General features: G+C 70.8%; 14 protein-coding genes and 1 pseudogene. 8 read left to right on the forward strand and 7 right to left on the reverse strand.

What is annotated here, in order from left to right:
- Positions 1-3 precede the first annotated feature (3 nt).
- Positions 4-426: a 6-carboxytetrahydropterin synthase gene (locus ACFJI0_RS11540; RefSeq protein WP_291117163.1), complete on the reverse strand. Its 423-nt coding sequence runs from the start codon at positions 424-426 to the stop codon at positions 4-6.
- Positions 427-457: 31 nt separating this feature from the next.
- Complete coding sequence (locus ACFJI0_RS11545) at positions 458-1462, reverse strand: zinc-binding alcohol dehydrogenase (RefSeq protein ID WP_382325043.1); 1005 nt, start codon at positions 1460-1462, stop codon at positions 458-460.
- A 94-nt stretch (positions 1463-1556) separates the two neighbouring features.
- Here ACFJI0_RS11545 and ACFJI0_RS11550 point away from each other — a divergent pair, with 94 nt between their 5' ends.
- From ACFJI0_RS11550 to ACFJI0_RS11580, 7 genes and pseudogenes are all read left to right on the forward strand, one after another.
- The gene (locus tag ACFJI0_RS11550; protein ID WP_382325045.1) at positions 1557-1880 is read left to right on the forward strand and encodes an ArsR/SmtB family transcription factor; all 324 of its coding nucleotides are present in this window, start codon (positions 1557-1559) and stop codon (positions 1878-1880) included.
- 19 nt (positions 1881-1899) lie between these two features.
- On the forward strand, positions 1900-2403 hold the full coding sequence (locus ACFJI0_RS11555; RefSeq protein ID WP_382325047.1) for an arsenate reductase ArsC: 504 nt from the start codon (positions 1900-1902) through the stop codon (positions 2401-2403).
- A 6-nt stretch (positions 2404-2409) separates the two neighbouring features.
- Positions 2410-3697 (forward strand): annotated as a pseudogene (locus ACFJI0_RS11560) (arsenic transporter).
- Positions 3698-3713: 16 nt separating this feature from the next.
- A complete protein-coding gene (arsH, locus tag ACFJI0_RS11565; RefSeq protein WP_382325049.1) occupies positions 3714-4433 on the forward strand; it encodes an arsenical resistance protein ArsH in 720 nt (239 codons plus the stop codon).
- An 84-nt stretch (positions 4434-4517) separates the two neighbouring features.
- A complete protein-coding gene (locus ACFJI0_RS11570) occupies positions 4518-5297 on the forward strand; it encodes a CDP-alcohol phosphatidyltransferase family protein (protein ID WP_382325051.1) in 780 nt (259 codons plus the stop codon).
- A 3-nt stretch (positions 5298-5300) separates the two neighbouring features.
- Entirely contained in the window at positions 5301-5918 is a 618-nt protein-coding gene (locus ACFJI0_RS11575) for a YceI family protein (protein ID WP_291117172.1), read from the forward strand.
- Positions 5919-5947: 29 nt separating this feature from the next.
- On the forward strand, positions 5948-7618 hold the full coding sequence (locus tag ACFJI0_RS11580) for a sulfatase-like hydrolase/transferase (protein ID WP_382325053.1): 1671 nt from the start codon (positions 5948-5950) through the stop codon (positions 7616-7618).
- A gap of 6 nt (positions 7619-7624) precedes the next feature.
- Here the strand turns inward: ACFJI0_RS11580 and ACFJI0_RS11585 are convergent, their stop codons facing one another.
- From ACFJI0_RS11585 to ACFJI0_RS11600, 4 genes are all read right to left on the reverse strand, one after another.
- The gene (locus ACFJI0_RS11585) at positions 7625-8383 is read right to left on the reverse strand and encodes an FkbM family methyltransferase (RefSeq protein ID WP_382325055.1); all 759 of its coding nucleotides are present in this window, start codon (positions 8381-8383) and stop codon (positions 7625-7627) included.
- Positions 8380-9429 (reverse strand): OmpA family protein, encoded by a 1050-nt coding sequence (locus ACFJI0_RS11590; protein ID WP_291117181.1) that lies wholly within the window; start codon positions 9427-9429, stop codon positions 8380-8382. The genes ACFJI0_RS11585 and ACFJI0_RS11590 overlap by 4 nt, the downstream gene beginning before the upstream one ends.
- A 6-nt stretch (positions 9430-9435) precedes the next feature.
- Positions 9436-9966 carry a hypothetical protein gene (locus ACFJI0_RS11595; RefSeq protein WP_382325058.1) on the reverse strand — a complete coding sequence of 177 codons (531 nt, stop codon included), beginning with the start codon at positions 9964-9966 and terminating at the stop codon, positions 9436-9438.
- Between the two features lie 149 nt (positions 9967-10115).
- Entirely contained in the window at positions 10116-11105 is a 990-nt protein-coding gene (locus ACFJI0_RS11600; RefSeq protein ID WP_382325060.1) for a Bug family tripartite tricarboxylate transporter substrate binding protein, read from the reverse strand.
- A 49-nt stretch (positions 11106-11154) separates the two neighbouring features.
- Between ACFJI0_RS11600 and ACFJI0_RS11605 the strand changes: the two genes are divergently transcribed.
- Entirely contained in the window at positions 11155-12201 is a 1047-nt protein-coding gene (locus ACFJI0_RS11605) for a LacI family DNA-binding transcriptional regulator (RefSeq protein WP_382325062.1), read from the forward strand.
- An 8-nt stretch (positions 12202-12209) separates the two neighbouring features.
- Here ACFJI0_RS11605 and ACFJI0_RS11610 read toward each other — a convergent pair whose 3' ends face one another.
- On the reverse strand, positions 12210-13112 hold the full coding sequence (locus tag ACFJI0_RS11610) for a LysR substrate-binding domain-containing protein (RefSeq protein WP_382325064.1): 903 nt from the start codon (positions 13110-13112) through the stop codon (positions 12210-12212).
- Positions 13113-13116 lie beyond the last annotated feature (4 nt).

Below are 13116 nucleotides of genomic sequence, written 5' to 3' on the forward strand. Positions count from 1 at the left end.
GGCTCAGACCGGCAGCGGGCCTTCGTACGAGGCCCAGGCCACGTGCGATTCGTGCAGGGTCACCTTCATCTGCCGCAGGCCGGCCGACTGCGCGGTGGGCAGCGCCTGCGCACCGAGCGCGCCGGCCGCGATGCGCACGGCGATGTGGTCGAAGATCACGCGCGCCAGGAACTCGGTGGTGGTGTTGCGGCCCTTGAACTCGGGCATCTCGTCCAGGTTCTGGAAGTTGAGCACGGCCAGGGTCTCGCGCAGCACCTGCGTGGCCAGGCCGATGTCGACCACGATGCCGTCGGCATCCAGCGCCTCGCGGCGCAGTTCGAGGTCCACCACGTAGGTGGCGCCGTGCATGCGTTGGGCCGGCCCGAACACCGCGCCCTGGAAGCTGTGGGCGATCATGAAATGGTCTCTGACGTTGACGGCGTACATCGGTCGGGGGTCCTTTGAAAGGCGGGAAGGATCACGCAGGGTAGTCGATGCGCTGGCACAGGGTGTCGGGCGCATCGGGGCCGGCCAGCCGCGCGAGCACCTGAGGCAGCTCGGCGAAGGGTGCGCTGTGGGTGACCAGCGCGTCCAGCGCCGGCTCGGTGAGCAGCGAGAGCGCGAGTTCCAGGCGCTGGCGGTGGCTCCAGCGGTCGCGCTGGCGCTTGGCGACATGGCCTACCTGCGAGCTCTTGAGCGTGAGCCGCTGCGAATGGAAGGCCTCGCCCAGCGGCACGCTGACCGGGCGGCTGCCGTACCAGCTGAGTTCGAGCACCGTGGCCTCGAAGGCCGCAAGCCGCAGCGCGGTGGCCAGCCCGGCCGACTGGCCGCTGGTGTGGATGACCAGATCGGCCTGGGCTTGCGCCGCTTCGGGCAGGGCAAAACCGGCACCGAGCGTGGCCGCGATGCCCGCGCGCGCGGGGTTCGTGTCCACCACCTGCACGCTGCCTTGGGGCAGGCGCGCCGCGAGCCAGGCCACCAGCAGGCCAAGCGTGCCCCCGCCCACCACGGCGATGTGCTCGCCTGGGTTGGGCTGGCCGTCCCACAGGGCGTTGATGGCGGTTTCCAGGTTCGCGGCCAGCACGGCGCGCGCGGCGGGCACCCCGGCGGGCAGCGGCACCAGCACGGACGCGGGCACCTGGAACACCGTCTGGTGCGGATAGAGGCAGAACACCTCGCGCCCGAGCAGCTCGGGCGGCCCGGCTTCGACCACACCCACGTTCACGTAACCGTATTTCACCGGGCCGGGGAAATCGCCCGCCTGGAACGGCGCGCGCATGCGCTGCGCCTCGCTGGCGGGCACCTCGCCCCGGAACACCAGGCCCTCGGTGCCCCGGCTCACGCCGGTGTGCAGGGTGCGCACGCGGGCGAAGCCTTCGGGAAGCGGTGGCAGGGTTTCGTCGCGGATCTCGGCGAGGCCGGGGCTGACCACCCAGCAAGCCTGGGCGGAAACGGCGGCGGACGGATCGGAGGCGATGGGCATGGGCGAAGGGCGGAACGCGGTGTCGGCGGGGTGGGCGTAGTGTGACCCATGGCCAATATTTCCACATTAATCGAAATATCGTATGATCTGATGCATGAACGAAACCGATGTCGTCCGCGCGCTCGGCGCCCTGGCCCACCCCCTTCGCTTGCGGGTGTTCCGCGCCCTGGTGGTCAATGGGCAGGCAGGCCTCACACCCGGCGTGATGAGCGAGGCCCTGGAGATCCCCAACACCACCCTGTCGTTCCACTTGAAGGAGCTGGCTTCGGCGGGCCTGGTGACGCAGGAGCGGTCCAGCCGGCACCTGGTCTATCGCGCCGCCTACGAGCAGATGAACGGGCTGCTCGGTTACCTCACCGACAACTGCTGCCAAGGTACGGAATGCGCCGTGGACAGCCCCTCCTCTTGCCAATGCTGACCCTTGAGTGCCCTCCAACATGACCACCCAAACGCCCCTGAACGTGCTCTTCCTGTGCACCCACAACTCGGCCCGCAGCATCCTGGCCGAAGCCACGCTGAACCACCTGGGCCGAGGCCGCTTCAAAGCCTTCTCCGCCGGCAGCAGCCCGCGCGAGAACCAGCAGCCCCACCCGCTCGCTCTGGAGGTGTTGCAGCGCGCCGGCATGTCCACCGATGGACTGCGCAGCAAGAACTGGGACGAATTCGGCCGGCCAGACGCGCCCCACATGGACCTGGTCATCACGGTGTGCGACAACGCTGCCGGTGAGACCTGCCCCTACTGGCCCGGCCAGCCCGCCACGGCCCATTGGGGCTATGCCGACCCGTCCGAGGTCAAGGGCACGCCCGAGCAACAGCTGGAGGCTTTCCGCGAAACCCTGCTCGCCATCCGCCGGCGCCTGGAGTTCCTGGTCAGCCTGCCACCGACCAGCGTGGACCGGCTGGCGCTCCAGAACACGGCACGCGAACTGGCCCAGCGCTGAGCCGGCATGTTCGCGGCCTTCCTGATTTTTGCGTTCACGCTGCTGCTCGTCATCTGGCAACCCCGGGGGCTGGGGATCGGCTGGAGCGCGCTGCTTGGCGCGGTGGTGGCACTGCTGGCGGGTGTGGTCCAGCTGTCCGACATCCCGGTGGTCTGGCACATCGTCTGGAACGCCACCGCCACCTTCGTGGCGGTCATCGTCATCAGTCTGGTGCTGGACGAGGCGGGCTTTTTCGAATGGGCCGCCCTGCACTTCGCGCGCTGGGGCCGTGGCCACGGCCACCGGTTGTTCGCCCTCATCGTGCTGCTGGGGGCGGTGGTGGCCGCGCTCTTCGCCAACGACGGGGCGGCCCTCATCCTCACGCCCATCGTCATGGCCGATGCTGATCGCGCTGGGCTTCTCGCCCGCCACCACGCTGGCCTTCGTCATGGCGGCGGGCTTCATCGCCGACACCGCCAGCCTGCCCCTGGTGGTGTCCAACCTCGTGAACATCGTCTCGGCCGATTTCTTCGGCATCGGCTTCAACCGCTACGCCGCCGTCATGGTGCCGGTGAACCTCGCGTCCGTGGCCGCCAGCCTGGTGGTGCTCTACCTGTACTTCCGCCGCGACCTGCCGGCGACCTACGATCTGCGCCAGCTGAAGGCACCCGCCGCCGCCATCCGCGACCTGAACACGTTCCGCGCCGGCTGGGGGGTGCTGGGCCTGCTGCTGGTGGGCTTCTTCGGGTTGGAGCCGCTGGGCGTTCCCGTGAGCGCGGTGGCGGCGGCGGGCGCGGCCCTGCTCCTCGCCGTCGCGGCCCGGGGCCACGTCATCGGCACCCGCAAGGTGCTGAAAGAAGCGCCCTGGCAGATCGTGGTCTTCTCGCTGGGCATGTACCTGGTGGTCTACGGCCTGCGCAACGCGGGGTTGACGGGCCACCTCGCCGCGTTGCTGGACAGGTTCGCCCAGGGCGGCGTCTGGGGCGCGGCCATGGGCACGGGTTTCCTGGCAGCCGCGCTGTCGTCGGTGATGAACAACATGCCCACGGTGCTGGTCGGTGCGCTGTCGATCGAGCAGTCCACGGCCACCGGCGTGGTGAAGGAGGCCATGGTCTACGCCAACCTCATTGGCTGCGACCTGGGCCCCAAGATCACGCCCATCGGCAGCCTTGCTACGCTGCTGTGGCTTCACGTGCTGGCCCGCAAGGGCACCACCATCGCCTGGGGCTATTACTTCCGGGTCGGCGTCGTGCTGACGCTGCCCGTTCTCGCGGTCACGCTGGCGGCCTTGGCCCTCCGCCTGGGCGCAAGCTGACAACCGGCCTTATCACATGACCCTCGAAAGCGATCTGCCCCAGCTCGACCCTGCCGCGTTTCAGCCCCTGGATGTCGAGCGCCTGTTTCCCAGGAAGCGGGCGACCCATGCGCCGCGCATCCTGCTGCTGTACGGCTCGCTCCGAGAGCGGTCCTACAGCCGCCTGCTCACCGAGGAAGCCGCCCGCCTCCTGCAAGCCATGGGCGCCGACACGCGCATCTTCGACCCCAGGGACTTGCCGCTGCCCGACGCGGCGCCGGAGGACCACCCGAAGGTGCGCGAGCTGCGCGAACTGGCCCGATGGTCCGAGGGCATGGTCTGGTGTTCGCCGGAACGCCACGGTGCCATGACCGGCATCCTGAAAGCGCAAATCGACTGGATTCCGCTGTCGGAGGGCTCGGTGCGGCCGACACAGGGCAAGACCCTGGCGGTGATGCAGGTCTCAGGCGGCTCGCAGTCCTTCAACGCGGTGAACCAGCTGCGCGTGTTGGGCCGCTGGATGCGCATGCTGACGATTCCGAACCAGTCTTCGGTGCGCAAGGCCTACCAGGAGTTCGAGGAGAACGGCCGGATGAAGCCGTCGTCGTACCACGAGCGCGTCGTGGACGTGATGGAGGAGCTGGTGAAGTTCACCGTGCTCACGCGCGACAGCGCGCCCTATCTGGTGGACCGCTACAGCGAGCGGCGGGAGAACGCCGAAGCCCTGTCCCGGCGGGTGCAGCTGCGCAGCATCTGAAAGCGGCCGCCCGGCCCGGGTGAACGAATCGGCGAATGTGGTGTCGGAAGGAGGCGCGTGCCATGATCGCCAGAACCGCCCACCATGAAGACCACCGGAGCCTCCCTCTCCTCAGCCCCGGGCCTTGCAGTCCTGCGGCGTGACGCCGCGCGCGATCTGGCGGTGGTGGCGGCCCTGGTGGGCGTGCTCGCCAGCGCGCTGGGCGCGGCGGGCGGGCTGGGCCTGGACTACATGGTCAAGACCTGGCTGGTGTATGGCCTGGGCGCCTGGCTGGTGTGGCGCGCCCTGGCCCACCACCCGCATCCGCGTTTCGGCCCCGCCAATCGCGTGACCCTGGTGCGGCTGGGCTCAATGGCCCTGCTCGCGGCCCTGGTGGGCGAGGCCCTGCCCCGCCCGCCCCTGGCTTCAATGGCCCCAGCGGCCTGGTGGCTGGTGGTGATCGCCACCACCACGGCCCTGCTCGATGCGGTGGACGGCGCGCTGGCCCGGCGCAGCGGCCTGGCCAGCGCCTTCGGCGCCCGTTTCGACATGGAGACCGACGCGGCGTTCACCCTGGTGCTGTGCGCGCTGGTGCTGCAGGCCGGCCAGGCCGGGCCCTGGGTGCTGGCGTCGGGGTTGATGCGCTATGCCTTCGTGGGCGCCTCGAAGCCCTGGCCCTGGCTGGCCGGCGCCCTGCCGCCGAGCAAGCGCCGCCAGACGGTGTGCGTGGTGCAGATCACCGCGCTCATCATCTGCCTGGGGCCCATCGTGCCACCCTGGCTGGCGGCCTCGCTGGCCGCTTTCAGCCTGGCCTTGCTGAGCCTTTCGTTCGCCGTCGACATCCGGACCCTGGCGCGGCAGCGCCCCACCCTCACGGAGACCTGAGCCATGCGCACTTCTGCTTTCTCCTTTTCTTCCCTCCTCCTGCCACTGGCGCTGTGCGCCCAGCTGCTGGCCGCCGCGCCCGCGCACGCCCAGGCGGCCAAGTACGAGCTGGACCCGGACCACATCACCATCGCGTTCCTGGTGGACCACATCGGCTACGCCAAGGTGCTGGGCATGTTCCGCTCGGCGCGCGGCAGCTACCGCTTCGACGAGGCCACGGCCACGTTGTCGGACGTGCGCATCGAGGTGGAGACGGCCAGCGTCTTCAGCAACCAGCGCAAGCGCGACGAGCATCTGAAGGGCCCCGACTTCCTGAACAGCGGCGAGTTCCCGCGCATGGTGTTCACCGCCAGCAGCGCCAAACGCACCAGCGAGCGCAACTTCGAGATCAGCGGCCAACTGGAGCTGCTGGGCAAGTCGCAACCCCTCACGCTGCAGGCCACCTGGAACAAGAGCGCCGAGTCGCCCATGGGCGGCCCGCTGCGCAAGCCCTACACCATGGGCGTGTCCGCGCGCGGCAGCTTCAAGCGCAGCGCCTACGGCATGAACTACGCGGTGTCCAACGGCTGGGTCGGTGACGAGGTGCCGCTGATCATCGAGTTCGAAGCGGTGCGCCAGTGAGCGGCGCGCGCGCCGCGCCGCCGCGGTGGTTGCCGTGGCTGCTGCGCTTCGGCCTGGCGTTCGCGCTGCTCAACGCGCTGTGGACCTTCGAGAACCGCTGGCCGGGTTTCGGCGTGCGCACCATGCCGCGCCTGTCGTTCGAGCTGTGCCTGGCCGTGGTGGCGCTGATGGGCTGGGTGCTCTGGCGCGGCCGGCTCTCGGCGCGCGCGGCCACCGCGTTGTCCCTTGGCTTCGTCTTCCTGGTGCTGGTGCGTTACGCGGACGTGACGGCCCCGGCCGTGCTGGGCCGACCGGTCAATGTGTATTGGGACGGGCGCCACGCCGCCGAACTGCTGCGGCTGGCCGCCCAGACCCTGCCCGCTTGGCAGCTGCTGGGCCTGGCGCTGGCGCTGCTGCTGGGCGCGGTGCTGCTGGTGGGCCTGGTGCGCCACGCGATCTTGGTGCTGGCGCGGTGCCTGGCTTGGGAGCGCCCCCGGCCCTGGCTGCTGGCCGCCGTGGCCGCGTGCACGCTCAGTTTCGCCGCCTACGTGCCCGGTGAGCGCGACACCCGCTGGTTCTTCTCGCTGCCGCTCACACCCACGCTCGTGCACCAGAGCCAGTTGCTGGCGCGCGTGGCCCGGCCGGCCTCGGCCGAGTCGGTGCTGGGCGCGGGCCCGGCCTTCGACGGCGATCTCTCCGGCCTGATGGGGCCACGCGGCCCGGCGGACGTGCTGCTGGTGTTCGCCGAGTCCTATGGCACGGTGAGCTTCGACCGGCCCGAGCAGGCCGCCGGGCTGGTGGCGGCGCGCGCAGCGCTGGACGGAGCCATCCACGCCGGCGGCCGCACCGTGGTCAGCGCGCGCGTCACCGCGCCCACCTTCGGCGGTGCCTCGTGGCTGTCGCACGCCGCGCTGCTGGCCGGCGTGGACACCAGCGACCCGGGCGACCACGACCTGCTGCTCGCCAGCGACCGGCCCACGCTGGTGCGCCATTTCGCGCGCCATGGCTACCGCACCGTGGGCTGGATGCCCGGCCTCAAGCGCCCCTGGCCCGAGGGCGCCTTCTACGGCTTCGACCGCCTCGCGAAGGACGCCGACATGGGCTACACCGGGCCCGACTTCGGCTACTGGCGCATTCCCGACCAGGCGGCGCTGGCGCTGCTGCACACGCAGGAACTCGCGCCCACCACGGATCGCGCGCCGCGCTTCGTGGTGTTTCCGACCACCAGCACGCACGCGCCGTTTCACCCGCTCGCGCCCTTCGTGCCGGGCGGCTCGCTGCGCACCGGCCCCCAGACCTACGGCGCAGCGCAGGCCCTGGCCGCGCAGGCGGCGCCGCTGGCGGTGCGCGAGCCCCTGCCGCCCTACCTGGAGAGCCTGCGCTACCAGCACGCCTGGCTGGCGGACTACCTGAAGCAGCGCTCGGCGCGACCGCTGGTGATGGTGGTGGTGGGCGACCACCAGCCGCCCGCGCTGGTGAGCGGGCCCGCGGTGTCGTGGGACGTGCCAGTGCACGTGATCAGCGAGGACCGCGCCCTGCTGCAGCGCCTGCTGGGCAACGGCTTCGCGCCCGGCCTCACGCCGCCGGCGGAGGCGCTGGGGCCGATGCAGCGGCTGACCGAGGTGCTGCTGGCGGTGTTCAACGCGCCCGGGGCACACGAGGTGCAAGGCTTCGAGCACGTGGGCGCGCCCGCGAGCAGCGCGCCGCACACCGGGTCCTGAGGCGGCTCAGGCCACGAGCCAGGCGTGCACGTCGCCCGAGGGCGCGTCCGCCGGCAAGGCGCACAGCCAGCCGCGCATCGCCTCGGCAACCTCGCCTTCGGGCAGGAGCAGGTGCTGCCGCTCGCCCAGCGACACCGCATAACGGTAGCGCCCGGGCCCGGCCAGGGCTTCGAGCCGGTCGATGCAGCCCAGCGCCACGTCGCGCACGGCCGGCACGAACTCGAAGGACAGCGCCGGCAGGGGCTGGCTCAGGCCCATGAGCACCTCCAGCTCGAAACCCTCTACATCGATCTTCACGAAATCGGGCCGCCCGTGCGTGGCGATCAGCGCGTCCAGCGTGGTCACGGGCACGAGTGGCCCGGCTTCCCAGCGCACACCGCGGAACGACGGTGCCGCGCCCGCGCGCCGCACGAAATCGGTGGAGAGCGCTGCCACGGTGGGCGTGCGCGGGCTGGCCATCAGGCGGGCTTCGCCGGGCGCGCGACCCAGGGCCTGCGGCAGCAGCGCCACCTGCGCATCGTGACCGAAGCGGCGCCCGAGCAGCCGCACGAAATCGGGCTGCGGCTCCAGCGCGACCACGCGCGCGCCGAGCTGGCGGAACGCCGCCACGCGGTTGCCGGCATGGGCGCCGACGTCGAACGCCAGGCCACCCACCGGCAGGAAGCGGCGGTAGAAGCGCCGCAGCTGCGCGCCGCGCCAGGGGATGGCGCGGTATACGAGGAAGGAGCGCAGCAGGCCGAGCGGACGGTCGATCGCGCGGCTCATCGCGGGCGCTGGGGGGGCAAGGGGATGAGGATCATCTGGACGGTCCGGTTGGCCGGGTTCTCGGTGTCCTGCGCCGTCAGCGCCGGAAGGTCCTTCTTCGCCAGCGGGGCCACGAAGATGCGGGCCGCGCCAATGCCGCCCTGCTCGCGCAGCAGCTCGGCCACGCTGCGGGCGCGGCGCATCGCGAGCGCGTCGTTGAGCGCATCGCCCCCGACCGTGTCGGTGTGGGCCACGATCAGGACACCCACGTCGGGGTGCGCACGCAGGTGGTCGCGGGCCTTGTCGATGTCCGCCACGGCCTGCCGCGAGAGCTCGGCCTTGCCGGTCGCGAAGAGCACCGGCGGCAGCACCGGCAAGGGGTCGGCCGCCCCCACCGGCGAGGGGCTCGACGGCAGCACCACGTAGACCGTGGGCGCGCTGGCCGCCTCCTTCTTCGGCGCGTTGGAGGCCACCGCGAACACGGCGATGGAGATGATCGCCGCCAGGCCGGCCCAGAAGACGGTATCGATGCCTCTGGACACGCGCACATGCAGGCGCGTGAACGCGCTCCAGTGGTTGACGGCCGCCAGCGCGTCGGCCAGGCGGTCGTACTCCTCCTTGCGATCGACCTTCGTGGTGTCGGCCTGGTAGTGCTCCCAGGCCATGCGCTTCTCTTCGATCAGGCGGCTCACCGAATCGATGCGCGGGCTGTTCGGGTCGTTGGGGTTGCGCTTGGGCAGCAGCTCGTCCTTGCGCCGCGCGAACTCGGCCTGCACGGCGAGGATCTCGGGGTCCTGGGTGGTGTCGATCAGCAGGTTGGTGTACGCCAGATCGGGCGTGAGCACGAACAGCAGGCGGCGCACGGACCAGCCCAGCAGCAGCAACGACACGAGCAAGGCCAGCGAGGCCACGATCCAGCGCGGGCTGAACAGTTCGAGCGAGCCGTAGCCGGAAAACGGCGCACCGGCCAGCAGCACGCCGGCGATGCCGCCGAACACAGCGATCAGCGTCTTGACGTTGTCGCGCAGGCTGGCCTTGGCGACGACATAGGGATCGGCGGCGGCCATGGCGCCCTACTCCAGCGGATCGTTGTGCCAGAAGCGCAGCACGTCCAGGCCCAGGTCCGGCTCCTTCAGCAGCTTCTGCAGCCGGCCCAGTTCATGGCTGGCGTCGGGCGACGACAGGGTGCCGACGTCCACGTCCAGCACCGTGATCGCGCCGAAGCGCAGGGGCTTCACGCGCGTCACCCGCTGGCGCACCAGGCGCTGCAGGCTCTCCGGGTCCAGGCCCTTGAATTCGGCAAGCTTCCAGCGCTCGATGCCGGCGACCTCGACCACGAAGAGTTCGCGGGCGTCAAACGGCTCTTGCGTGCTGGATTCGATGAACATCACCCCCGGCGGCGTGGCCGGTTCGGGCGCGGGCGGTCGGGGCGGTGGTGGCGAGGGGGATGCCACCGGCGAGGGCGCGGGGGCCGGGCTGGCGGCAGGGCTGGGTTTGGCGCTGCCCCCGCCATCGCCGCCACCGGGGAGCTTCACTTCGATCCAGTCCTGTCCACACTGGATCTGGATCGTGCCGTACGGTGTGAAGGTGTATTCGATCGACATTCCGCGTCCCTCCTCAGGCACTGGAAGTCACGGGGATCCCGGCCGCCGGGGTCCCCTGACACAGCCTGTCGCAGAATATCACCTTCGTTTGCAAATGCCCATCCAGGGCGGGCGGCGGCCCCAGGCCAACCGAAGCGGGTTCTCGACCGTTACAGGGGCTTCACGCGCGCGGCCTGGGCCAGGGCCTGCAACTTCACGGTGTCGGCCGCGTAGAAGCGCGCGGCCTCCGGCAGCGACATGCGGGGTGGCACACGCCCGCCGACGGCCCGCACGGCCTGGCCCACGTCCGCGCTGCCCAGCGCCTCCACGACGACGCGGTGCAGGCGCGCGCTGAGGTCTTCATCCATCGCGGCGGGCACGAGCACGCCCACCCAGATGCTGGGATGGCCCACGTCGGGCGCCAGCCGGCTCTCGTCGAAGGTCGCGGCGGTGGGGAACCGGTCCAGCCGCTGCGCGGACAACACACCCAGCACCTTCATGCGGCCATCGGCCACCAGGCTGCCCAGCAAGGCGTCCACGGGCAGCACCGTGAAATCGATGGCGCCGCTGCGCAGATCGGCCAGCATGGGCATGCCGCCGCGGTAAGGCACGTGCGTGGCCTGGATGCCAGCGCTGGACAACAGCCGCTCCGTCACGAGGTGGAACAGCGAGCCCTGCCCCGTGCTGCCATAGCTCATGGGCCGCTCGCCACCCTGGCGCGCCAGGGCCACGAGCTCGTCCAGGTTGCTGGCCGGCAGGTCGGTGCGCGCGTACAGCGCCAGCGGCGAATCGTTGACCAGGCCCAGCAGGCGAAAGTCCGAAGGCTTGTAGCGGACGGCGCGCAGCGTGAGCGGCGCCAGCACGGTCTCGGAGGGCGACCCGATGAAGAGCGTGGAGCCGTCGCGCGCGGCCGCCAGCAGGCGGTTGGCGGCGATGGAGCCACTGGCGCCGGTGACGTTCTCCACCACCGCGGCGCGCCCTAGCCCCCGGCCCAGCGCGGGGGCCACGGCGCGGGCGAAGGCATCGGTCACGCCGCCGGCGGGTTGCGCCACCAGCACGGAGAGCGGGTGCGCGCGCGCCTGAGCCACCCCGCGCGGCATCGCGGCGAGCGAAGCCGCGCCCATGCCCGAAAGAGCGAATGCGCGGCGCGAAAGGTTCATGGGAATGGCGTGCAAAAATGGCTACGAGCATTATGGATGGCAACCCAACATGAAGAAGCCCAAGAACGGCCCGTCAGCGCCTGCGGCTCCCCAGAAACGGCCGACGCAGCGCGACATTGCGCAGGCCACCGGCCTGTCGCAAACCTCCGTGTCCCTGGTGCTCAACGGCGTGGAGCCGTCCACCGTGTCGGCGGAGGCGCGCGAACGCATCCAGGAAGCGGCCAGGCGGCTCGGCTACGTGCCCAACCGCATGGCCCGCAACCTGCAGTCCGCGCGCACGCTCACGCTGGCCTGCATCGTTCCCGACATCACGAACCCGACCTATCCAGCCCTGATCCGCGGCTTCCAGTCCGCCGCCGATGCGGCGGGCTACGACACCATGATCTTCGACACCGACGGCACGCCCGAGCGCGAGCAGCGGGCGCTGCAATGGCTGTCGCAGGGGCATGTGGACGGCGTGATGGCAGTGTTCTTCCACGTGCAGGAAACCGAGCTGCTGAAGGCCACGCGGGGACGCCTGGCCGTGGTGCAGATCGAAAGCCAGGCGCACAAACCATCGCGCACCATCGACAAGCTCTACATCAACAACGCGGCGGCGGCGCAGGCCATGACGCAGACCCTGATCGACAAGGGCCACCGGCGCATCGCCCTGCTGTCCGCCCCGCTGGGCCCGGGCGCGCAGCGGCAGCGCGGCTTTCGGGCCGCCATGCGGCAGGCGGGGCTGACGGCCCGCACCATCGCCGCCGACGACTTCACCCAGGCCGCCGGTGCGCGCGCGATGGTGGCCGAACTGGCGGGCGGCGACTTCCGCTGCAGCGCCGTCTTCGCCGCCAACGACCTGCTGGCCATCGGCGCCATGTCGGCCCTGCGCGCGGCGGGGCGGCGCATTCCCGAGGACGTGGCCGTGGCGGGCTTCGATGACATTCCCGCGGCCCAGTTGCTGCAGCCGCCCTTGACCACGGTGCGCCGATCCGAGCTGTCGATCGGCCGCATGGCCGCCGAGCTGCTCATCGGCCGGCTGAACGGTGCCGAGGCGGCCGAGGGGGGCCGCAATGTCGAATTGCCTTTCGAACTCGTGCTGCGCGACTCGGCCTGAGGCCGGCATCAACCACGAGGAAATTTCTGCAGATCGGCCACCATCAGGCCCGTGAACTCTTCGGTCATCCGAGAGCGGCTGACGTGCTGCGGGTAAGCCATGAGCACCTGCACAGGGCAACGCGGCGCGAGGGGCGCCACGTGCAAGTCCCGCGCGAACACCGAAGCCACATAGGGGTTCACGATGCCGATGCCCGCCCCCTCGGCGGCCATCAGGCAGATGGTGAACGAGTAGCTGGTGCGCACCCGCGCGGCGACGTCCACCCCGTGCGCCTGCAGCAGGCGCTGGACCTGGACCTGCGATTCGTCGTCGGCGTTCAGGGTGAGCAAGGATTGCCCTTTCAGGTCGCGCACATGCACGCGCGGCCGCTGGGCCAGCGCATGGCCCGGCGGCATCACGCACACCATCGGGGCCTGATGCAGCACGGTGCCGTCCAGCTCGGGGTGGGCCTGGGCGGCCGTGGACAGCACGGCATCGAAATTCCCGTGCAGCAGGCCCTCGCGCAGCTGGTGGGCGCTGGTGGTCTGCAGGTCCACATGCGCGTGCGGGTGGCGCCGGCAGAACTCGCCGATGACGCGCGGCAGAACGCTGAGGCCCAGCGCGGGCGTGCAGCCGATGCGCAGCGAACCGGAGCCGGACTTGCGCAGCTGGGCCACATGCTGCTCCACCCGGTCCAGGCCCAGGAACTGGCGCTGCACGAAGTCGAACAGCTCCCTCGCCTCCTTGGTGGGCACCAGCCGGCCCTTGGTGTGGTCGAACAGCTTGAGGCCGGTGGCCATGCCGACCTGGGACAACAGGCGGCTGACCGAGGGCTGGGTGGTGTTGAGCACGGCGGCCGCGGCCGTGGTGGTGCCGGTCTGCATGACGGCGCGGAAGGCTTCGATTTCGCGGAAATTGAGGGGTCTTGGCATGGCG

Origin of the sequence: Hydrogenophaga sp. UC242_53 (assembly GCF_042696965.1) — a bacterium.
GTDB lineage: Bacteria > Pseudomonadota > Gammaproteobacteria > Burkholderiales > Burkholderiaceae_C > Hydrogenophaga.

Excerpts from the sequence above, each read along its gene's own strand:
- ACFJI0_RS11610 (WP_382325064.1), bottom strand. The coding sequence starts at position 13,112 with ATGCCAAGACCCCTCAATTTCCGCGAAATCGAAGCCTTCCGCGCCGTC.
- ACFJI0_RS11585 (WP_382325055.1), bottom strand. The coding sequence starts at position 8,383 with ATGAGCCGCGCGATCGACCGTCCGCTCGGCCTGCTGCGCTCCTTCCTC.
- arsH (WP_382325049.1), top strand. The coding sequence starts at position 3,714 with ATGACCCTCGAAAGCGATCTGCCCCAGCTCGACCCTGCCGCGTTTCAG.
- ACFJI0_RS11540 (WP_291117163.1), bottom strand. The coding sequence starts at position 426 with ATGTACGCCGTCAACGTCAGAGACCATTTCATGATCGCCCACAGCTTC.
- ACFJI0_RS11590 (WP_291117181.1), bottom strand. The coding sequence starts at position 9,429 with ATGGCCGCCGCCGATCCCTATGTCGTCGCCAAGGCCAGCCTGCGCGAC.
- ACFJI0_RS11570 (WP_382325051.1), top strand. The coding sequence starts at position 4,518 with ATGAAGACCACCGGAGCCTCCCTCTCCTCAGCCCCGGGCCTTGCAGTC.
- ACFJI0_RS11555 (WP_382325047.1), top strand. The coding sequence starts at position 1,900 with ATGACCACCCAAACGCCCCTGAACGTGCTCTTCCTGTGCACCCACAAC.
- ACFJI0_RS11575 (WP_291117172.1), top strand. The coding sequence starts at position 5,301 with ATGCGCACTTCTGCTTTCTCCTTTTCTTCCCTCCTCCTGCCACTGGCG.
- ACFJI0_RS11605 (WP_382325062.1), top strand. The coding sequence starts at position 11,155 with ATGAAGAAGCCCAAGAACGGCCCGTCAGCGCCTGCGGCTCCCCAGAAA.
- ACFJI0_RS11600 (WP_382325060.1), bottom strand. The coding sequence starts at position 11,105 with ATGAACCTTTCGCGCCGCGCATTCGCTCTTTCGGGCATGGGCGCGGCT.
- ACFJI0_RS11550 (WP_382325045.1), top strand. The coding sequence starts at position 1,557 with ATGAACGAAACCGATGTCGTCCGCGCGCTCGGCGCCCTGGCCCACCCC.
- ACFJI0_RS11595 (WP_382325058.1), bottom strand. The coding sequence starts at position 9,966 with ATGTCGATCGAATACACCTTCACACCGTACGGCACGATCCAGATCCAG.
- ACFJI0_RS11545 (WP_382325043.1), bottom strand. The coding sequence starts at position 1,462 with ATGCCCATCGCCTCCGATCCGTCCGCCGCCGTTTCCGCCCAGGCTTGC.